This window comes from Sphingomonas sp., assembly GCF_013816785.1.
Lineage (GTDB): Bacteria > Pseudomonadota > Alphaproteobacteria > Sphingomonadales > Sphingomonadaceae > Sphingomicrobium.
Map to the genome: position 1 here is coordinate 1 of NZ_JACDDV010000014.1, position 19,537 is coordinate 19,537.

The 19,537-nt window shown below is 64.9% G+C and carries 23 protein-coding genes; 13 read left to right on the forward strand and 10 right to left on the reverse strand.

Annotated features, from left to right (window positions below):
* Positions 1-728 (reverse strand): magnesium chelatase domain-containing protein (locus tag H0W65_RS04680; RefSeq protein ID WP_294004500.1); only part of this gene is annotated, 728 nt, incomplete at its 3' end.
* 145 nt (positions 729-873) lie between these two features.
* Here H0W65_RS04680 and H0W65_RS04685 point away from each other — a divergent pair.
* The 7 genes from H0W65_RS04685 (at position 874) to H0W65_RS04715 (ending at position 5,036) form a co-directional block, all read left to right on the forward strand.
* Entirely contained in the window at positions 874-1,218 is a 345-nt protein-coding gene (locus H0W65_RS04685) for a hypothetical protein (protein ID WP_294004503.1), read from the forward strand.
* Positions 1,219-1,302: 84 nt separating this feature from the next.
* Positions 1,303-1,437 carry a 50S ribosomal protein L34 gene (rpmH, locus tag H0W65_RS04690; RefSeq protein ID WP_294004604.1) on the forward strand — a complete coding sequence of 45 codons (135 nt, stop codon included), beginning with the start codon at positions 1,303-1,305 and terminating at the stop codon, positions 1,435-1,437.
* Positions 1,437-1,760 (forward strand): ribonuclease P protein component, encoded by a 324-nt coding sequence (gene rnpA / locus H0W65_RS04695; protein ID WP_294004607.1) that lies wholly within the window; start codon positions 1,437-1,439, stop codon positions 1,758-1,760. The genes rpmH and rnpA overlap by 1 nt, the downstream gene beginning before the upstream one ends.
* Entirely contained in the window at positions 1,757-1,969 is a 213-nt protein-coding gene (gene yidD, locus H0W65_RS04700) for a membrane protein insertion efficiency factor YidD (protein WP_294004506.1), read from the forward strand. The genes rnpA and yidD overlap by 4 nt, the downstream gene beginning before the upstream one ends.
* Positions 1,970-2,005: 36 nt before the next feature.
* Positions 2,006-3,733: a membrane protein insertase YidC gene (yidC, locus tag H0W65_RS04705; RefSeq protein WP_294004509.1), complete on the forward strand. Its 1,728-nt coding sequence runs from the start codon at positions 2,006-2,008 to the stop codon at positions 3,731-3,733.
* A complete protein-coding gene (yihA, locus tag H0W65_RS04710) occupies positions 3,730-4,368 on the forward strand; it encodes a ribosome biogenesis GTP-binding protein YihA/YsxC (RefSeq protein WP_294004512.1) in 639 nt (212 codons plus the stop codon). The genes yidC and yihA overlap by 4 nt, the downstream gene beginning before the upstream one ends.
* On the forward strand, positions 4,365-5,036 hold the full coding sequence (locus tag H0W65_RS04715; RefSeq protein ID WP_294004515.1) for a glutathione S-transferase family protein: 672 nt from the start codon (positions 4,365-4,367) through the stop codon (positions 5,034-5,036). Before yihA ends, H0W65_RS04715 begins: the two co-directional genes overlap by 4 nt.
* A gap of 24 nt (positions 5,037-5,060) precedes the next feature.
* Here the strand turns inward: H0W65_RS04715 and H0W65_RS04720 are convergent, their stop codons facing one another.
* On the reverse strand, positions 5,061-5,510 hold the full coding sequence (locus tag H0W65_RS04720; protein ID WP_294004518.1) for a cupin domain-containing protein: 450 nt from the start codon (positions 5,508-5,510) through the stop codon (positions 5,061-5,063).
* Positions 5,511-5,536: 26 nt separating this feature from the next.
* Between H0W65_RS04720 and dapE the strand changes: the two genes are divergently transcribed.
* A complete protein-coding gene (gene dapE / locus H0W65_RS04725) occupies positions 5,537-6,667 on the forward strand; it encodes a succinyl-diaminopimelate desuccinylase (RefSeq protein ID WP_294004520.1) in 1,131 nt (376 codons plus the stop codon).
* Here dapE and H0W65_RS04730 read toward each other — a convergent pair.
* From H0W65_RS04730 to H0W65_RS04745, 4 genes are all read right to left on the reverse strand, one after another.
* Positions 6,664-8,064, reverse strand: coding sequence for an EAL domain-containing protein (locus tag H0W65_RS04730; protein ID WP_294004522.1), 1,401 nt, complete (start codon positions 8,062-8,064; stop codon positions 6,664-6,666). The genes dapE and H0W65_RS04730 overlap by 4 nt on opposite strands.
* 378 nt (positions 8,065-8,442) lie before the next feature.
* Positions 8,443-8,970 (reverse strand): Smr/MutS family protein, encoded by a 528-nt coding sequence (locus tag H0W65_RS04735; RefSeq protein WP_294004525.1) that lies wholly within the window; start codon positions 8,968-8,970, stop codon positions 8,443-8,445.
* On the reverse strand, positions 8,951-10,132 hold the full coding sequence (locus H0W65_RS04740; RefSeq protein WP_294004528.1) for a murein transglycosylase A: 1,182 nt from the start codon (positions 10,130-10,132) through the stop codon (positions 8,951-8,953). The genes H0W65_RS04735 and H0W65_RS04740 overlap by 20 nt, the downstream gene beginning before the upstream one ends.
* A complete protein-coding gene (locus H0W65_RS04745; protein ID WP_367120125.1) occupies positions 10,129-10,845 on the reverse strand; it encodes a Tim44/TimA family putative adaptor protein in 717 nt (238 codons plus the stop codon). Before H0W65_RS04745 ends, H0W65_RS04740 begins: the two co-directional genes overlap by 4 nt.
* 137 nt (positions 10,846-10,982) lie before the next feature.
* On the opposite strand from H0W65_RS04745, the gene secB reads away from it, so the two are divergent.
* The 4 genes from secB to H0W65_RS04765 all read left to right on the forward strand — a co-directional run bounded on the left by secB (position 10,983) and on the right by H0W65_RS04765 (position 14,996).
* Positions 10,983-11,534 carry a protein-export chaperone SecB gene (gene secB / locus H0W65_RS04750; protein WP_294004531.1) on the forward strand — a complete coding sequence of 184 codons (552 nt, stop codon included), beginning with the start codon at positions 10,983-10,985 and terminating at the stop codon, positions 11,532-11,534.
* Positions 11,506-13,119 carry a murein biosynthesis integral membrane protein MurJ gene (gene murJ, locus H0W65_RS04755; RefSeq protein WP_294004534.1) on the forward strand — a complete coding sequence of 538 codons (1,614 nt, stop codon included), beginning with the start codon at positions 11,506-11,508 and terminating at the stop codon, positions 13,117-13,119. The genes secB and murJ overlap by 29 nt, the downstream gene beginning before the upstream one ends.
* Positions 13,120-13,130: 11 nt before the next feature.
* Positions 13,131-14,126 carry a tryptophan--tRNA ligase gene (gene trpS / locus H0W65_RS04760; protein ID WP_294004613.1) on the forward strand — a complete coding sequence of 332 codons (996 nt, stop codon included), beginning with the start codon at positions 13,131-13,133 and terminating at the stop codon, positions 14,124-14,126.
* Positions 14,127-14,228: 102 nt separating this feature from the next.
* Entirely contained in the window at positions 14,229-14,996 is a 768-nt protein-coding gene (locus H0W65_RS04765; protein WP_294004537.1) for a DUF4136 domain-containing protein, read from the forward strand.
* 61 nt (positions 14,997-15,057) lie between these two features.
* Here H0W65_RS04765 and argF read toward each other — a convergent pair whose 3' ends face one another.
* The 4 genes from argF to H0W65_RS04785 form a co-directional block, all read right to left on the reverse strand.
* Entirely contained in the window at positions 15,058-15,987 is a 930-nt protein-coding gene (gene argF, locus H0W65_RS04770) for an ornithine carbamoyltransferase (protein WP_294004540.1), read from the reverse strand.
* A complete protein-coding gene (locus H0W65_RS04775) occupies positions 15,984-17,171 on the reverse strand; it encodes an aspartate aminotransferase family protein (RefSeq protein WP_294004543.1) in 1,188 nt (395 codons plus the stop codon). Before H0W65_RS04775 ends, argF begins: the two co-directional genes overlap by 4 nt.
* A 148-nt stretch (positions 17,172-17,319) precedes the next feature.
* Positions 17,320-17,829, reverse strand: a complete 510-nt coding sequence (locus tag H0W65_RS04780) for a hypothetical protein (RefSeq protein ID WP_294004546.1) — start codon at positions 17,827-17,829, stop codon at positions 17,320-17,322.
* A 118-nt stretch (positions 17,830-17,947) separates the two neighbouring features.
* Positions 17,948-18,775, reverse strand: a complete 828-nt coding sequence (locus H0W65_RS04785; protein ID WP_294004549.1) for an ABC transporter permease — start codon at positions 18,773-18,775, stop codon at positions 17,948-17,950.
* Positions 18,776-18,837: 62 nt separating this feature from the next.
* Here H0W65_RS04785 and H0W65_RS04790 point away from each other — a divergent pair, with 62 nt between their 5' ends.
* On the forward strand, positions 18,838-19,536 hold the full coding sequence (locus H0W65_RS04790) for a GcrA family cell cycle regulator (RefSeq protein ID WP_294004551.1): 699 nt from the start codon (positions 18,838-18,840) through the stop codon (positions 19,534-19,536).
* Position 19,537 lies beyond the last annotated feature (1 nt).

Here is a 19,537-nt window from a genome sequence, read left to right on the forward strand (position 1 = left end):
TCGAGCGCCTCACCCGGTTCGAGCGGCGGCAGGATCGAAGGCAGGCAGGCGGCCAGCAGCGACTTGCCGGCTCCCGGCGGCCCGCTCATCAACAGATTATGCCCGCCCGCCGCGGCGATCTCGAGCGCGCGCTTGGCGACTTCCTGGCCCTTGACCTGGCGCAAGTTCGGCCCGCCGACTGGGGCCTCCGCCTCGCCCGGCAAGGGCGGGCGAAGCAATTGCGTCCCCTTGAAATGGGCCATCAGCGCCAAGAGGTCGGGCGCGGCCAGCACTTCGACCTTGCCCGCCCACGCCGCTTCGGGCCCTTGCACCGCGGGGCAGATCAGCCCCATCCCCTGCCCGCTGGCATGGAGCGCGGCGAGCAACACGCCCGGCGACGCCGCGATCCGCCCGTCCAGGCCCAATTCCCCGACCGCGACGTAATGCGACAGGCTTTCGGCATCGACCGCGCCAATCGCCGCCAGCAGGCCAAGCGCAATCGGCAGGTCGAAATGCGACCCCTCCTTGGGCAGGTCGGCGGGCGATAGATTGACGGTGATCCGTTTGGGCGGCAGCGCCAGGCCGATCGCCGAGAGCGCCGCGCGCACCCTTTCGCGGCTTTCGCCCACCGCCTTGTCGGGCAGGCCGACGATGACGAAATGCGGCAGCCCGCTCGACAACTGGACCTGCACCTCGACGGCGCGCGCCTCCAGCCCCAAATAAGCCACGGTGGCAACGGTCGCGACCATTCAGCGCGCCCCGCGACGCATCGCGCAATAATCTACACGCAAAATTCCCCCTGGCTCGGCGCGGTCAGCCTAGCGCGAAGGACGGCGCAATCAAGCGTCGACGTTCGCCCTTGCCTATCCGGTGCCTTCCACCCACATCGCGGCGATGTGGACTCGGGAAAAGTGGCGGACGTTCATCGACCATCCGGTGGTCGAATGGACCCTTTTCGTCACCGGGATCCTGTTGATGATCGCTGCGATTCCGGTCGGCGCGTTGCCGGGACCCGGCGGTATCTTCGTGTTCGCGGCTGGGTTGGCGCTGGTTCTCAAGACTAGCATGTGGGCCAAGCGCCGTTATGTCCATTTCAAGCGCTGGCAACCCAAGGCCGGCCGCTGGGCCGACTGGGGGCTTCGCCGCCAAAGCTTCCAGCGCCGCGAAGCGCTACGCAAGGAACAGCCGGCCGAACCGGAGCCCTCTTTGACTGCCGATGAAGTCGGCGACCGGCGTTGACTTTGGCGACCTCTGCACGTATCGGCGCCGATAACAGCGGCCGCTTCGGCGGCCCTTTTCATTAGACTTTCGAAGGCATGAGCGATGAAGCGCACTTTTCAGCCGAGCAACCTGGTCCGCGCGCGCCGGCACGGCTTCCGTCACCGCAGCTCGACGGTCGGCGGCCGCAAGATTCTGAACGCCCGCCGCGCTCGCGGCCGCAAGAAGCTCAGCGCCTAATCACCCTTACGCGCCGCGCCGACTTTCTCGCTGCCAACCGCGGCAAACGCGCGCCCATGCCCGGGTTTGTTCTTCTCGTTCGCCCGCGCGATGACTCGGACGCAACCATCCGCGTTGGCTTCACCGTGACCAAGAAGATCGGCAACGCGGTCGTCCGCAACCGGATGAAGCGCCGATTCCGCGCGCTGGTGCGCGAGACCTTCCCCGACCATGGCATCGCCGGCGCCGACCATGTGCTGATCGGTCGCGCCGGGGGGATCGAACGTGACTATGCCAGCCTCGCCGCGGACCTGAAGCGCGCGCTGGCTAAGCTGACCGCATGATCGCCCGCGCCCTCATCCTGCTGACCCGCGGCTGGCAAATAGGTCCGAGCAAGCTGCTTGCGCCCTCATGCCGCTTCCAGCCGAGCTGTTCGGCCTATGCGATCACCGCGCTTCGGCGCTATGGCGCGTTCAAGGGCGGCTGGCTCGCGCTGAAGCGAATCTTTCGTTGCCATCCCTGGGGCGGCCAGGGCCCAGACCCAGTTCCGTAATCAATCCCCGGTCCCCCGACGCACAAGGACACGTTCGTGAACGAGAATAACCGCAACATGATGCTGGCGATCGTCCTGAGCGCGCTGGTGCTGCTCGGCTGGAGCCTGCTGTCCGACCGCTTCCTGCCGACCGCGGGCCCGCAGACGCAGACCGTCGACAAGGGCAAGGTCAAGCCGCTGCCGCAGCCGAGCGCCAGTCCCGCGGCCAACACGCCGCAGGCCATTCGCGATCGCGCGCTGGTCCTCGCCGATAGCGCGCGCGTGCGTATCGCCACGCCGAGCCTGGCGGGCTCGATCAATTTGAAGGGCGCACGCTTCGACGACCTCGTCCTGGTTCGGCAGCGCGAGGGCCTGGCCAAGGACTCGCCGCCGGTCCGCTTGCTGTCGCCGGCGGGGGCCAAGGAGGCTTATTTCGCCCAATTCGGCTGGACCGGCGATGGCGTCCCCGCGCCCGACGCCAACAGTGTCTGGACCGCCAGCGCGCCGACGCTGATGCCCGGCAAGCCGGTGACGCTAGCCTGGACCAACCCGACCGGCCAGCGGTTCGAGCAAATCGTTTCGGTCGACGACGGCTATCTGTTCTCGATCAAGCAACGTGTCGTCAACACGGGAAACGGGCCGGTCGCCCTGCGCGGCTACGGCCTCGTCAGCCGCGCCGACAAGAGCAAAGATCCCTCGACCTGGACCAACCATGTCGGCCCGATCGGTTTTCTCGCAGGCAAGGCCGATTATGGCGTCGACTACAAGACGCTCGACGAGGACAAGGCCGGCGTCACCCGCGACAGCCACGGCGGATGGCTCGGCTTCACCGACAAATATTGGCTGACCGCGATGGTACCGGCCGATGGCGCCCCGGTCGAGGCGAGCTTCCGCAAGGGTGGCAGCGGCGCCTTTCAGGCTGATTATTCGGGTGCACCGTTCACCGTAGCACCCGGTCAGGCAGTCAGCAGTGACGCCCGCCTGTTCGCTGGAGCCAAGGAAAAAGCGCTGCTCGACCGCTATGAGGACCAGGGCATCACCAAGCTGTCGAAGTCGATCGACTGGGGCTGGTTCGAATGGTTCATGCGCCCGATCTTCGACTTGTTGAACTGGTTGTTCCATGCCACCGGCAACTTCGGCGTGGCGATCATCTGCCTGACGCTGATTGTCCGCACGCTGATGTTCCCGATCGCCGACAAGCAGTTCCGCTCCATGGCCGGGATGCGCCGCGTTCAGCCCAAGATGAAGGCGATCCAGGAACGCCATAAGGATGACAAACCGCGCCAGCAGCAGGAAATCCTCAAGCTCTATCAGGCCGAGAAGATCAACCCCGCCGCGGGCTGCCTGCCGATCCTGCTCCAGATCCCGGTGTTCTACGCGCTCTACAAGGTGCTGACGGTCAGCGTGGAAATGCGGCATCAGCCGTTCGCGCTGTGGATCCACGACCTGTCCGCGGCCGACCCTCTAACCCCGGTCAACCTGTTCGGAATGCTCGACTTCACCCCGCCGGGCTTCCTCGCCATCGGCGTGCTGCCGATATTGCTCGGCATTACCATGTGGATGCAGTTCAAACTGAACCCGCAGCAGATGGACCCGGTCCAGCAGCAGGTCTTCTCGATCATGCCGTGGGTGATGATGTTCATCATGGCTCCGTTCGCGGCGGGCCTGCAGCTTTACTGGGTCGTCTCCAACCTGCTGACGATCGCCCAGCAAAAGTGGCTCTATCACCGCTACGACCTCAAAAAGGACAGCGACGCCCAGGGCGCGGTGCCGGCGCATCCGTGACCGAGGCCGACGACCAAACCGAAGCCGCCCGCAAATTGTTTTCGGGGCCGATCGACTTTTTGAAGTCGGCCCCCAGGCTGGAGCATCTTCCCGCGCCCGACGCTCCCGAAATCGCGTTCGCGGGGCGCTCCAACGTCGGCAAATCGTCGCTGATCAACGCGCTGACCAACCGTAGCAAGCTCGCCCGCGCCTCAAACACCCCGGGGCGGACGCAGGAACTCAACTATTTCGACGTCGGCCGCCCGCTCGTTTTCCGGCTGGTCGACATGCCCGGTTATGGATTTGCCGAGGCGCCCAAGGACATGGTCAAGCGCTGGCGCTTCCTGATCAACGATTATCTGCGCGGGCGGCAGGTGCTGAAACGGGCGCTGGTGCTGGTCGACGCGCGCCACGGATTGAAGGATGTCGATCGCGACGTGATGGCGATGCTCGACAAGGCCGCGGTCAGTTATAACATCGTCCTCACCAAAGCCGACAAGATCAAGCCGACCGAGCTCGCCGGGACGCTCGATGCGGTGCGCAACGAAGCGGCCAGGCATCCCGCCTCGCACCCGGCGATCTTCCCGACCTCAGCCGAAACCGGAGCCGGCATCGCCGACCTGCGGACCGCGATCGTGGAGGCGGTCATCACATGAAACTGATCATCGGGAACCGCGCTTATTCGAGCTGGTCGATGCGCGGCTGGTTGGCCTTGAAGCAGTCGGGCATCGATTTCGAAGAACTGGTCGTGCCGATGTTCGACGAGCAGTGGGAAAAGCGGCGAGAGGGCGACGAATTCGCCCCGTCGCTCGGCAAGGCGCCGATCCTGTGGGACGGCGAATGCGTGGTATGGGATTCCTTGGCGATCATCGAATTTCTCGCCGATCGCGTCGGGCGCGAGCGCTTTTGGCCAGAAGACGAGTCCGCGCGCGGCATGGCGCGGTCTATGGCGGCCGAAATGCATTCGGGCTTCTCGAACCTGCGTCGTGAATTGCCGGTCAACGTGCGCAAGAGTTTCGGCTCGGTTCCCTTGTCCGACGGGGTCGAAGCTGAGGTCAACCGCATTCTCAACCTGTGGGCGCAGGCGCGCGCCCGCTTCGGCGGCCAGGGCGAATATTTGTTCGGCGATTGGACCGCGGCCGACATCATGTTCGCGCCGGTGGTCACCCGTTTCGTTACCTATGGCGTCAAGATCCCGCCGTTCGTCGCAACCTACATGGAGGCCGTTCTCCACCGCGCCGACGTGGTCGAATGGATCGAACTCGCCCAGGACGAGCCGTGGGTGATCGAGGAAATCGAGAAATTTGAGGGCAAGAAGCCCTAGGCATCGCGGGACGGCGATCTTTGGTCAGTACGGCGTGCGGTCCTTGTGCAGATATTGCCCGCTCCGGCCATCCGCGAGCAGGTCGATGTCTGGATAGTGGCAGTCCTGGCCGCTGCGCCCCCCGACCACCAGGAAGCGGCAAGGCGCGGCGCTTTCATTGATCAAGTGGTGGCCGTTGGGGACATCCTTGGGCCATGCAACAATGTCGCCCGGACGAAGCAACGTTCGCCCATGGTCCTCGGCCAGCACCGCCTCTCCCTCGATCATCAATAGCAGTTCGTCCTCCCCCTCGTGCCAGTGGCGCTGGCTCGACCACGCCCCCGGCTCAAGGCGAACAAGGCTCGCGCCGAAATCCTCAATCCCGCTGGCGAGGGCGATCCGCCGGTACCAGCGCCCGTCAACGTCGCGATCGAATGGCGTTGGATAGCCGGTCCGGTTGGTTTCCTTGACGGTGGAAAGATCGACTTTCGGCATGATGCCTAGCTTGCTACCCCCGCGCGATGAATTCGTCCATCGATCCCATCGATCTCGCGACGCGGCTGATCGCCGTGCCCAGCATCACGCCTGCCAGCGGGCAAGTGTTCGATGTGCTCGAAACCGCGCTGCGACCACTCGGGTTCGAGGTGCACCGCTTCATCGGCGGAGAGAATGCCGACGGGCCCGTCGAAAATCTGGTGGCCTTGCGCGGTAGCGGTTTTCCGCATTTCGGCTTCGCCGGGCATCTCGACGTTGTTCCTCCGGGCGAGGGATGGGACGGCGATCCGTTCACGCCGACCATCGAGGACGGTTTACTCACCGGGCGCGGCGCCAATGACATGAAGAGCGCAATCGCCGCCTTCGTCGCGGCGGTCGCCGATCTTCCGCACGACCGGGGGACGATTTCGCTCCTCATTACCGGCGACGAGGAAGGCCCGGCGCTGCACGGAACGGTAGCGATCATCGACTGGCTCAATCGACGCGGCATCCGCCCCGACATGATCCTGATCGGCGAACCGACCAGCGACGCGACCCTTGGCGACACGGTCAAGATCGGGCGGCGTGGTTCGGTCAACATGTGGATCGAGGTGCCGGGCACCCAGGGTCATGTCGCCTACCCTCACCGCGCCGACAACCCGGTCGGGCCGCTCGCTCGCATCGTCGCCGAGCTCGATGCATGGCAACTCGACGAGGGCAACGATTCCTTCCCTCCTTCCAACCTCGAATTCACCGAGGTTGGAACCCCGCCCGGCGCGACCAACCTCATCCCCGGCCGGGCGGGTGCGCGGCTCAATATCCGCTTCAACAATCTGCAACGCGGCGCCGAGCTGGTCGAGCGGGTGCGGGCGGTGGTCCAGCGTCACGCCCCCGGAGGAACCGTCGAAGCGCTGATTTCGGGCGAGGCGTTCCTCACTCCGCCGGGCGCGCTTTACGACGTGCTGGTGTCGGCGATTCGCGAGGAAACGGGAATCGAGCCGGACCTGTCGACTGGCGGCGGTACTTCGGATGGGCGCTTTCTCATCCAGCTCTGCCCGGTGGTCGATTTCGGCCTGCCCAATGTGACCATGCACAAGGTCGGCGAGCAGGCCCGGGTCGAAGATATTCGCGCCCTCACCCGCATTTACCGCCGCGTGCTGGAAAAAGTCTTTGGCTAGGCGACGTCGCGGGATCGGCCGCGCTCGGCGTTCCTCGTCCAGTTGAGGAATTCCTCCTCGAACATCGGATGGGCGAAGATGAATCCTTGGATCGTGTCGCAGCCCATCGCACGCAAGATGTCGGCCTGGGCGACATTCTCGACCGCTTCGGCGACAATCTCGGCGCCGACCCCCTTGATCAACTGCACCACCGCCTGGACCACGACGCGGGCTTTTTCGCAGGTCTCGATCTCGGCGATCAACGACGGATCAAGCTTGACCCGATCGAGCGGCATGGCGCGCAATCGCGCGATATTCGAATAGCCGGTGCCGAAATCGTCGATCGCGATCGTCGCGCCATCACGCCGCAGGGCCGCGATTTCTTCCAGGACCGTCTCCGAAACTTCCATCGCAGCGGACTCGGTAAATTCCAGCTCGATCAGCGACAGCGGCACGTCGACCTGGACGAAGGCGGCGCGCAGCCGTTGGAAAAAATCGGCACGGTCTAGCTGGCGCGGGCTGACGTTGAACGAAACCCGCCGGGCGATGCCCTGGGCTTGCCATTCCGACAGCATCGAACCGACCTCGGCGATCACCCAGTCGCCGACCTCGCCGATGATTCCGGTTTGTTCGGCGATCGGAATGAAGGTCGCCGGTGCTCGCATCCCTTCGCGAGGGTGATTCCAGCGCAGCAGCGCCTCGGCGCCGACGATCTCGCCGGTGATAAGGCTGAGTTGCGGTTGCAGGGCGAGCAGGAATTCGCCGCGCTGGACGGCCTCGCCCAGCGCCGCCTCGGTATCGACCTTGCGCTGATGTTCGGCGGCCAGTTCCTCGCTGAACAGGCAGTAGCGGCCTCCACCGTTGTTCTTGGCCTGATACATCGCGATGTCGGCGGCGCGCATGAGTGTTTCAATCGTGGTGCCATGGTCGGGGCCGATGGCCACGCCCACCGACGCACCGATATCGATGCTGTGCCCCGACAGCTCGAACGGCTCGGAAATTGCCAGCGCGATCCGGCGAGCGACCCGCTCGGCATCGGCGACGGTTTCGATTTCGGGGAAGAAGATGGTGAACTCGTCGCCCGCCAGTCGGGCCAGGATGGGGCGCTGCCCCGGCCTCTCGCCCACTTCGGCGGTGACCACCACGCGAAGCCGGTTGGCGACCATAATCAACAGATGGTCACCGCGCGCATGTCCCAGGCTGTCATTGACGTTCTTGAACCGATCGAGATCGACGAACAGCATGGCCGCGAGCGTCGCCGCCGCGCGGGCCGCGAGCATCTTGTCGGCTTCGGAACGGAAATGAAGGCGGTTGGGCAACGAAGTTACCGGGTCGTACATGCCAAGCGCGTGGGCATTCTCGATCGACGAACGGACTTCGGCGAACAGGCTGTCGACCGCCGTCGCGAGCTTGGGCATGGTGTCGCGAACGATCCGCGGCGTGGGACTGGTCAAATCGCCCTGTTCGACGGCCAAAAGACGATCGCCCAGCGCCGTCAACGCCCGAGCGCTTTCGCTGTTGGGCCGCTCCGACGCGATGTAGCAAATAAGCAGGCAGAACGCTCCGGCGACGATCGAGGCGATCAGCTGCTCATTGAAGCTGGTAATGTAGAGGAAGGCGACCAGCGAAAACAGGAACGAGGCGACCCCCGCCGCTCCGGACAGAAGCGCGTTGCTCAGTTTTTGTGCCTTGCCTTCTGTCGCCCTGGAAATCGCCCTGCCCTCTTCACTTCGTATCGCGGCGGCCTCGTGAAGAGTTGGAACTAAACAAGCTAGGTTAAGAAAGCGTGCAAAACGTCAGCGGCGGCGAAGGATAATATAGAGGCTCCCTCCGCCTCCGTGACGGCGATGCGCGCCGCGAACCGCGGCGATGTGGCGGGCATGGCGCGACGCGGCGAGCCAATGGTGAACCGCGGCGCGAATCCGGCCTCGTTCGAGCGGCGGCTCGCCGCGGCGCTCATGCCCGGTGACCAGCAACAGCACTCGCTGTTCCGCGGCAATCGCCTGCTCAAGCCCCAGGTCGATTGCGGCCCAGGCGCGATCGAGGTTGTGGCCGTGGAGGTCGAGCACCCGATCAGGCTCGATCCGGCCCGACTTCACACGCCGGTCCCAGCCTCCGTCGAGGGTCGCATCCTGCAGCCGGCGCGACGGCGGCAGAGCGGCGGCCGTAGGCCTGACCGGCGGAATTCGCCCGCGAACTGCAGGAGCAGGTGCAGGGCGAACCTCCTCTACCGGTGTGGGATCGATCGGTTCGCGCGAGAGGGGGCGGATGGTCGCAGCGACCCTTGCCCACAGTGCCGCTTCCTCAGGGGAGAGGCTGCGCACGGGCTGCCGTCCCCTTCGGCAGCAGAATCAGCGCCTGGCCGCTGGCCGACATGCCGCCCGCGGTGGCTTCGGCGCCCGCGCCCGCGCCCCAGAAGGTATCGAAGCGATTGGCGCCCTTGATGGCTCCGCCCGTATCCTGCGCGACCCACAGGCCTGACGCCTCGGGCCGGTCGAGGCGTAGGAACACCGGCGCGCCGAGCGGCACGAATTTCGGATCGGCGGCGACGCTGCCGCGCGGCGTGACCGCGACCCCCAGCGCACCGAGCGGGCCGGGACCGGTCAACTCCCTGAAGAAGACGTAGCTCGGATTCTCCCGCATCAGCGCGCGGCCTTCATCCGGATGGGTGCGGATCCACTCGACGATGCCTTTCATGGTAGCCCCGCCCGGCGGCAGCACGCCCCGCTCGCGCAACAGCCGGCCTACAGCGACATAATCGCGGCCGTTCTGACCGGCATAGCCGATGCGCATTACCGCCCCGTCGAGTAATCTTAGCCGGCCAGACCCTTGAATCTGCAGAAAAAACAGCTCGACCGGGTCGGCCGCCCAGCCAATTTCCAGCCCGCGACCGGCAAGCGCGCCATCTTCGATCTCGGTGCGGTTGAAATAGAGGACGCAGGCGCCGGCCTCGTCGAGCCTCCCCTTCCCCTCGATGCCGCCCAGCGGTGTGCACCGCACCAAATCAGCCGGAACGCCGTAAATCGGCACCTCATAGCCTGGCAGGCGGGTGCGCGACCCGCGAATTTCTGGCTCGTAATAGCCGGTGGCAAAGGCTTCGCCCTTGCCGACCCGGATCCAGTCGAATCGATCGCGGAAAAAAGCACCCGCGGCGGCCGGAGCGAGGGCCGCGGCCTCGTCGCAAAGCGGCTGCCAATCGGTCGCCAGAGTCAAGCCGCTGGTATCCTGGCGCTTGACCAGCACCGAGCAGCTGGCGCGGAACGCGGCGAGCGCACGCTCGGCTTCGAGCTGGTTGAGCTCGGCCGGCACCGCCAGCGCAACGCCGGCCGTCCTGGCGTTCTCGGGCACCGGAGCGGGCGGTGGAACGGGAACCGGAAGCGGAACTGCCGGCGGGAGCGGAGGCGCCGCCGGCGGGAGCGTGCGTGTGGCGCATGCGGTGAGCGCCAGGCTGGCGGCCAGCGCAGCGGCGCGAAGAACGCCCCTCACTCTTCCTCGTCGGTTTCGACCAGCAGCCAGTTGGGATCGTGGCGCGCGATGTCGCGCCGGAAGGTCCAGCGGTCGCGGGTCTGGACCGCGTCGGACAAGGACCCGGCAACTACCTCGCCAGCGCCGTTGCGGGTGATCGCGGCCATATCGGCCTCGAACCGCACGGTCACCAGGGCGACGCTGCGCTCGACCTCCGCGCTAGCGATCACCGCTTCGTCGACCGTGACCAGGCGATTGTCGAGCACCAACCCGTCCTTGGACCGCTGCTCGACCGCGCTGGCGAAGGTTTCGAACACGTGCGCGTCGACGAACGGCCGCATCGCTTCCAAGTCGCCCTTCCAGAAAGCCTCGAGGATCAGCCGGTATGCGACCTTGGCGCCGTCCAGAAAACGCGCGACATCAAACGACGGATCGGCGGCAAGCAGCGCGCGCACCCCGGGACCCGCGGTTGGCAGATAGGCAAGATTGTCCCCTTCGACTGGCGTTACGGTCGTCGCGCCCCGCAGCGGCGTCTTTGTTTCGACTCGCGGATCTGCATGATCTGGATCGGCGGGCTTGAGGATCGGCTGCTCGTGCCCTGTGCGCTCACCCAGCACGCTGTAGAGGCGAAGGCCGATGAACAGGGCGACTAGCGCGAGGATGACAATGGCGGTCAACAGATGTTCCGTTCGCTTGAGGTCGATGTCACGGGCAACATAATGCGGATAACGCATGGATTCAAAGTGCGGTCCACCGCTGCCGTGCAGCATTGCACCTCGAACAGGCTACTGCTAGTCGCTCGCCCCGACCGCGGACGCCCCGTTCGGGCCTCCCTTGCACCACAACCTTATTGCGACATCAAGGAATCTCCATGGCCGACCAGGATCCGATCAACCCCGAAGCCGCCTCTGGCCCGACTCCAGCCGTGGCCGGCCCTGACGAGGATAACGGCGAGAGCGCGCAGGCTGCGACGATCGCTCAATATGTCAAGGATTTGTCGGCCGAAAGCCCGTCATCGCCGCAAGTTTTCCAGTGGCAGACTCAGCCCGCGCTCGACGTCCAGTTCGGAATCCATGGCGGCAAGGTCGCCGACGACGTGCATGAAGTGATCCTCAAGATCGAGGTCAACGCCAAATCCGACAGCGGCACCCATTTCATCGTCGATTTGACCTACGGCGGCTTGTTTGGATTCCGCAATATTCCGGAAGATGCCCTGGCGCCCTTCCTGTTGGTCGAAGGGCCGCGCTTGCTGTTCCCGTTCGCCCGGCAGATCGTCGCCGAGGCGGTGCAAAACCTGGGCTTCCCGCCGGTTCTGCTCGACCCGATCGACTTTGGCGCCGCCTATGTGGCGCAAGTCGAGGCGCAGCAGCAAGTCGAGGGACAACCCGGCGGCGATGGCGAGCCGCCCGTCGGCCATGCCTGACGCCCCGCGCGGCAAGCCGATGAACCTCGTCAAGGCGACCGGTACGATCGGTGGGCTTACGCTGGTCAGCCGGATCGCGGGCTTCGCTCGCGAGATGTTGATGAGCCGGATCATGGGCGCCAGCGCGGCGGCCGACGCCTTCCTGGTCGCCTTCCGCCTGCCCAACACCTTTCGCCGCCTGTTCGGCGAAGGCGCCTTTTCGGCCGGGTTCGTTCCGCTGTTCAGCCAGCGCCTTCATGGCAAGGGCGGGATGGAGGACGGCAAACGCTTCTCCGAGGAGGTGCTGGCGGTCCTTTTGCCGACCCTGTTCCTGTTCACCCTGGTGTTCGAACTGGCGATGCCGCTGTTCGTCGCGGCGATCGCGTCGGGCTATGAGGGCGACAAATATTGGCTGACGGTGGCGCTGACGCGCATCACCTTTCCCTATCTGCTGCTGATCAGCCTGGTCTCGCTGTTCTCGGGCATCCTGAACTCGCTGACCCGCTTTACCGCCGCCGCATTTGCTCCAGCGCTGCTCAACCTGGCCATGCTCAGCGCGCTGATCTTCGTACCGGTCGGCGGGACCAAGACCGCCTATGCGCTGGCGATCGGTGTGACCGTCGGCGGAGTTCTGCAGATCGGTCTGCTATGGCTTGCGGCCAAGCGTGCCGGGGTCTCACTGAAGCTGCGCCGCCCGCGAATGACCCCTGGGGTGCGCCAGTTCGTGCGTGTCGTGCTCCCGGCCACCTTTGGCGCCGGCGTCTATCAGGTTAGCCAGTTCATCGATACTTTCTTCCTCACCCGCCTGCCGACCGGGTCGGTGAGTTATATGAACTACGCCGATCGCCTCAATCAGCTTCCGCTCGGCGTGATCGGCGCTGCGCTCGGCACCGCCATCCTGCCGCAGGTGAGCCGCTTCGTCGGCGCCAGTGATCCGAAGGGAGCGGCGAAGGTGCAAGGCCAGGCGGCCGAGCTGGCGATGCTGCTGTGCCTGCCCGCCGCGCTCGCCCTGGCGGTTGCCGCCGGGCCGTTGATCGCGGCCATGTTCCAGGGCGGCCGGTTCACTGCCGAGGACGCGCGGGTGACCGGCAATGTGCTGGCGATCATCGTCTCGGGCCTGCCCGCCTACGTGCTGGTCAAGGTCATCACGCCGGGCTTCTATGCGCGGCAGGATACCGCCACGCCGGTCAAGATCGCGCTGCTGGTTCTGGCGGTGAATATCGCGCTGAATTTTGCGCTGATCCCGCCCTTTAAACTTTACGGCCTGGCCGCCGCGATCGCCATCTGCAGTTGGCTCAACTGCGTCATTCTCTACGTCATCCTTCATCGCCGCGGCCATTTCCGGATCGAAGGCTGGCTGGCGAGCCGCATCGTCAAACAGCTTCTCGCCGGTGGCGCGATGGTCGCCATGCTCTATTTCGTCAAAGGCGCGCTCAATCCCTTTTTCGCCGGATCGGTCGGCCATCGGCTGATCGGCGTTGGCGCGCTGATCGGCAGCGGCCTGGCGGTCTATTTCCCACTCGTCTGGGTGATCGGCGGGATGGGTAAGGACGACATTCGTGCGTTGCTTCGCCGGCGCGGCAAGCGCGGGAGCGACGCGGCATGACGAAACCGGCAATGCGTGTCGTCTCGGGCATTCAACCGACCGGCGATCTCCACCTCGGCAATTTGCTCGGCGCGATCCTGCGCTGGGTCAAGATGCAGGATGAGGCTGAATGCCTGTTCTTCCTCGCCGACCTTCACGCGCTGACCGTCGACATTAGTCCGGCACAGCTCAGGTCCAGCGTCCGTGAGATGGCGGCGGCGCTGATCGCCAGCGGCATCGACCCCGAAAAGTCGATCCTGTTCGCGCACAGTGCGGTGCCGGCCCATCCCGAGCTTGCCTGGATCCTGAACTGCACGGCGCGGATGGGATGGTTGAGCCGCATGACCCAGTTCAAGGAAAAGTCGGGCAAGAATCGCGAGGGCGTTTCGGTTGGCCTGTTCGACTATCCGGTGCTCCAGGCCGCCGATGTGCTTCTCTATCACGGCACCCATGTTCCGGTCGGCGAGGACCAGAAGCAGCACATCGAGCTGATGCGCGACATCGCGTTGAAGTTTAACAATGATTTCGATGTTGATCTGTTCGTCGCGCCAGAACCCTTCGTTGGCGGCGGCACCGCGGCGCGCGTCATGAGCTTGCGCGACGGCTCGGTAAAAATGTCCAAATCCGATCCGTCCGAGGCGAGCCGCGTCAACCTGACCGACAGCGACGAGGCGATCGCCCAGAAAATCCGCAAGGCGAAGACCGATCCCGAGCCCCTACCCGACGACCCGGCCCTGCTCGGCACGCGCCCCGAGGCCAGAAACCTCGTCGGCATCATGGCCGCGCTCACCGACCGGACGCCAGCCGTTGTCTTGCAACAATATGCCGGACAAGGCTTCGGCGCGTTCAAGCCGGAGCTGACCGAGGCGGCGATTGCGACCATCGCGCCGCTGCGCCGGCGGCTGGTGGAACTCCGGCGCGACGAGGCGGCGCTCGACGCGATCCTGGCCGCAGGCGCCGCCAAGGCAGCTGCGCTCGCCGCGCCGACCTTGCTTGCCGCTTACCGGGCGGTCGGCCTCAAGAACTAATATCCGAGTCACACGCCCGACTCGCTCGCTTCATCGCCTATTCAGCACGATTCATGCTATGCCCCCGCCTCACAACGGAAATTTCCGAGTCGAGGTAAAATCATGCGTATCAACAAAATTGTCGCAGCGGTGTTGCTCGGCGCGTCCGCGCTCGGCCTGTCGGCCTGCGCCACCGGCTTCCCGGCCAAAGTCTCGCGGTTCCAGGCGATGCCCGCTCCGCAGGGGCAGAGCTTCGTCGTGATGCCGCTTGACGGGAGTAACATGGGCGGCCTTGAATTTTCGCGCTATGCCGAGCAAATAGCCCAGGCGATGCAGGCCCAGGGCTATGCCCGGGCGCCGTCGGTCGCGGCCGCATCGATGATCGTGCGCGTCGGCTACGGGGTCGACGAGGGCCATACCGAAGTGGTTAGCGATCCCTTCTCACACGGCCGCTATGGCCGCTACGGTTACGGCGGCGGTTACGGCGGCGGTTACGGTGGTTATGGCGGCTACGGCGGCTACGGCGGCTACGGCGGCTATGGCGGCTATGGCGGCTATGGCGGTTACCAGCCCTATTACTCGCGCTACGGCTATTACGGCCCGCGCTCGGCCTTCTTCTACGGTTGGGAAGATCCGTTCTGGTATTCGCCGTTCGGGTACGGCGGCGACGTCCGCAGCTACACCTATTACCGCAGTGAGCTGCAGCTCGATATTCGCCGCAAGGCCGACAATGCCTCGCTGTTCGAAGGCAAGGCGCAGGCGCGCTCGACGACCGACAACCTCGGCACGCTGGTTCCGAACCTGATCGAGGCGATGTTCATCGGCTTTCCAGGCCGCAATGGCGAAGTGGTCAAGATCACCGTTCCGCCCGAGCGCCGGGTCCGGGGCTAACCTATAACTGAGCGGGTTAATGGGCCCGTCCGGACATCAGCGTCGGGGCGGGCCTTTCTCTTTAGTCCAGCTTCCCCAGCGCCCAAAGCAACAGCGCCTTTTGCGCGTGAAGGCGGTTCTCGGCCTCGTCCCACACCGCCGACTGCGGTCCATCGATGACCGCATCGGTCACCTCCTCGCCGCGGTGCGCGGGCAGGCAATGGAGGAAGGTCGCGCCGGGCGCGGCGAAGGCCATCAGAGCCTCGTTGACCTGGAACGGCGCAAACGCTTCGTTGCGATATTCGCCGTCCTCCTGGCCCATCGAGATCCAGGTGTCGGTAAGGACCACTTCAGCTCCCTCGATCGCCTCCCTCGGGTTATCGGTGAAGTAGATATCGTCGCGGGTGCTGGCCATGGCGCACATTGCCACATCGGGCTCGAAGCCATTGGGGCAGGCGACGGCGAGGCCAAAATGCATCAGCGAGGCGGCTTCGATCACCGAGTTGCAGACATTGTTGCCGTCACCGAGCCATGCCCAGCGGCTGCCCGCCAGCTTGGCACGACGTTCGATCACGGTCTGCATGTCGGCGAGCAACTGGCACGGATGAGAGAGGTCGGTAAGACCGTTGATCACCGGCACGTCCGAATGTTCGGCCAGCAGCTCTGCTTTGTCGTGGTGGTCGGTGCGGACCATGATCGCATCGACATAGCGCGACACGACACGGGCCGTGTCGGCGATGGTCTCGCCGCGGCCGAGCTGTGACGATCCACCGTCGATGACGATCGTCGTCCCGCCCAATTGGCGCATCGCCATGTCGAAACTCAGCCGCGTGCGGGTCGAATTCCGCTCGAAAATCATCGCTAACACATGGCCCTCGAGCGGCTTGTCGGCGTCGGGCTTCCCCCTGGGCCAACCGGCGCGGCGCTCCTTGCGCTCCATCGCTTCGTTAAGGATGTGCGCTATTCCCTCCCCGCCGACATCGGACAGGTGAAGGAAATGGCGCAGGCTCATGCGGCCTCGGGCACGTCGTAATCGGCCGCCGCGGCCGACAGGCCTTCGACGAACTCGGCTATATGCGCTTCCTCCAGCGTCAGCGGCGGCAGCACGCGCACGACATTGTCGCCCGCCGCAACGGTCAAGATGCCCTTGGTGCGCAGATATCCGACGAAGGCGCGACTGTCTGTCTTCATCTTGATGCCGAGCATCAGGCCCATTCCGCGTACGCTGTCGAACAGTGCGTCATGATTGGGAATCATTTGCTCGAGCGCAGCGCGCAGGCGATCGCCCATCGAGCGAACCCGGGCGAGAAATTCGTCGTTGGCGACGATGTCGAACACCGCTTGCCCCGCCGCCATCGCGAACGGGTTGCCGCCATAGGTTGAGCCATGGGTGCCGACGACCATCCCGGCCGCGGCTTTTTCGGTGGCCAGACAGGCGCCCATCGGAAAGCCGCCGCCGATACCCTTCGCCGACGCCATGATGTCTGGAACAATACCATATTGCTCATGTGCATACAGTGTGCCGCTGCGGGCAACGCCGCATTGCACTTCATCGAGCACCAGCATCAGATCACGCTCGTCGCACGCCATACGCAGCCCCACCATGAATTCCTTCGACGCCGGACGAACACCGCCCTCGCCTTGAACGGGTTCGACCAGGAATCCGGCAGTGTTCTGGTCAATCGCCGCCAGCGCTGCCGCCAGGTCGTCGAACGGAACGACGACAAAGCCGGGCAGCAGCGGCTCGAACCCGTCGCGCATCTTGGCTTGGTCGGTGGCGCTGATCGTGCCCAGCGTTCGCCCGTGGAAGGCGTTCGAAAAGGTGATCAGCGTGTGTTTGTGCGGTTGGCCCTTAACGTGGTGGTAGCGGCGCGCGGTCTTGATCGCGCATTCGACCGCCTCCGCGCCTGAATTGGTGAAGAACACCGTATCGGCGAAGGTCAGGTCGACCAGCCGCTGGGCGAACTTCTCGCCCTGCGGCGAGCCGTAGAGGTTCCCTACATGCAGCAAAGTCGCCGCCTGTTCCTGTAACGCCTTTGTCAGGTGTGGATGGCCGTGGCCCAGCAAATTGACCGCGATGCCGCTGGCGAAATCGAGATATTTTTCGCCCCCCTCGCCATAGAGATAGACCCCCTCGCCCCTCACCGGCCGCACTTCGGAGCGCGGATAGACAGGCATGAGCGGCGTGATGGCCATGGGGAACCTCGTTGAGCGACGTGAAAAGACAGAAGGGCGATCCCCCGCGGACCGCCCGTTGCCGCCTATACCGCCGCCCCCGAACAGAGGTCAAACGAAAGGGGCGACTCCTTGCGGAGCCGCCCCTTCCTTAGCGCATTACGCGCGCTTAATCGTCGTCATCGTCACGATCGCCCTCATGGTTTTCATGCCAGCGCTCATGCTCGTTGCGGTCGTCGCGGCCGTCGCGGTCGTTGTCGACATAACCGTTGTTGCCGCCATAACCGTTATTATAGCCGTTGTAGCCGGCACGGCGGTTGCCGTCGCTCGCCTCATAGCGAATGCGCTGTTCGAGACGCGCAATCTGGCGCTCGATCTCGTAACTTTCGCGACGGTTGAGGCCGTTATAGCCGAGCTGGCGAATGCGATACTGGAGGTTGCGCGCTTCGGTATCCAGGCGATTGGCCTCACGATCGCTGAGCACGTTGCGGCGGTCGAGCTGGCGGATTTGCTGACGAAGCTGGGCGACCCGGACCTCGAGACGACGGGTCTGACCATAATTATTGCTATAGCCATAGGCATAGCCCTGCGGAGCAGGCGGGGCCCATTGCGCGGCGGCCGGGGCGGCGACGGCGACGGTCGAGGCCAGGATGGCCGCGGAGATTAGAAACTTACGCATGTAGGCTCTCCTTTCGAGCTGTAATGCGCTGTTTCTGGACCGTCGCGGTTGAGGGGGTGCTGAACGCGCTCTTTATCGAGCGTTCACCAGCCTTATTGCGTGATGCCCTTGGAAAGGTTCAATTCTTGATCCTCCATCCACTGCGCAAGAGAGCGTAGCAGGCGACGAACAAGATTGTGTTCAGCGCCAGGAGCCCAATCGCGCCGAACAGAAGCGGCGAATCGGACGTCCCGAGGAAACCGTGGCGAAACCCGGAGATGATGTAGAAGAAGGGGTTGGCATGGCTGACAGCGCGGAACGCCGGCGCCATTTGCTCCACCGAATAGAAGGTGCCCGACAGCAGCGACAACGGGGTCACGACAAAATTGGTGACCATCGCCGCCTGGTCGAACTTGTCCGCCCAGACCGACGTAATCACGCCGAGGAAGGCCAGCATCAGCGACCCCATCAGTCCGAACCAGAGCGCCCACAGCGGCTGCGCGACGCCAACATGGACGCCGGGCCAGATCGTCATCACCAGCCACACCGCCGCGCCGACCAGGAACGCGCGGGTTACCGCCGCCCCAACCAGTGCGGCGATCAATTCGCCGACCGACAGCGGCGGCATCAGATAATCGACGATCGTTCCCTGGATCTTGCCGATCATCAGCGAGAAGGAGGCGTTGGCGAAGCTGTTCTGCAGCATCCCCATCATGATCAGGCCGGGCGCGATAAAATCGGCGAACGGCACACCCATCACGGTCTTGCTGCTGCGGCCCAGCGCGACGGTGAAGATGATCAGGTAAAGCAGGGTGGTGATCGCCGGTGCCCAGACGGTTTGCGTCTGCACCTTGAAGAACCGCCTGACCTCCTTGATATAGAGAGTCCAAAGGCCGCCCCAATTAACCCCTTCGAGCGTTGGTTTGCCGGGTTCGGCTCGAACCCACGGTGGAGGCTGGTCGTTCACGGGACAATCGCCTATCGGCAGCGGCGGCGGCACGCAACACGCCTTACGGAGTTTAAAGTTAGATGAGTTGGACCGACGAGCGCATCGAGCGCCTCAAATCGATGTGGACCAAAGGCGCCACCGCTAGCCAAATCGCCGAGGAGCTGGGCGGGGTCAGCCGTAATGCGGTAATCGGCAAGGCGCATCGACTCGGCCTCGAGGCCCGCCCATCGCCGGTCAAGCCGGGCGAAGAAAAGGACAGGAAAGCACCCGCTCGAGCGGGAGCCGCAGCCAAGGCGGGGGCTGTCGCCAAGGCGGCGCGCCCGGCTCCCGCGCCCGCGCCAATGCCGGCTGCGCCCGCGTCCGGCGATTCCAAAGCGATCACCCCCGAGGCCGCGCCTGCGGATGGCGCCCCGCCTTCGCCAGCGCCAAAGGGTGAGACCACCATTCAGTATCGTTCGGTCGGACCTGGCGGTTTCATCCGCCAAGGACCGGGCGACACCCAGGCGCCAATTCCACCTGCGCCGCCGCGCCGCCTGGTCCCGGCCAAACCGTCGGCGGACGTCGCCGACAAAACCTCGCTTCTCGAGCTGAACGATCGCGTCTGCCGCTGGCCGATGGGCCATCCGGGCGAACCCGACTTCCACTTCTGCGGCCAATCCTCCAATCCCGGTTACCCCTATTGCGTCGATCATTGCGGGGTTGCCTATCAGGCCCAGCTGCCCCGGCGCGACCGTCGACCACCTCCGCCGCTGCCATTCGGTGGACCAAGGGTTCGTTAAG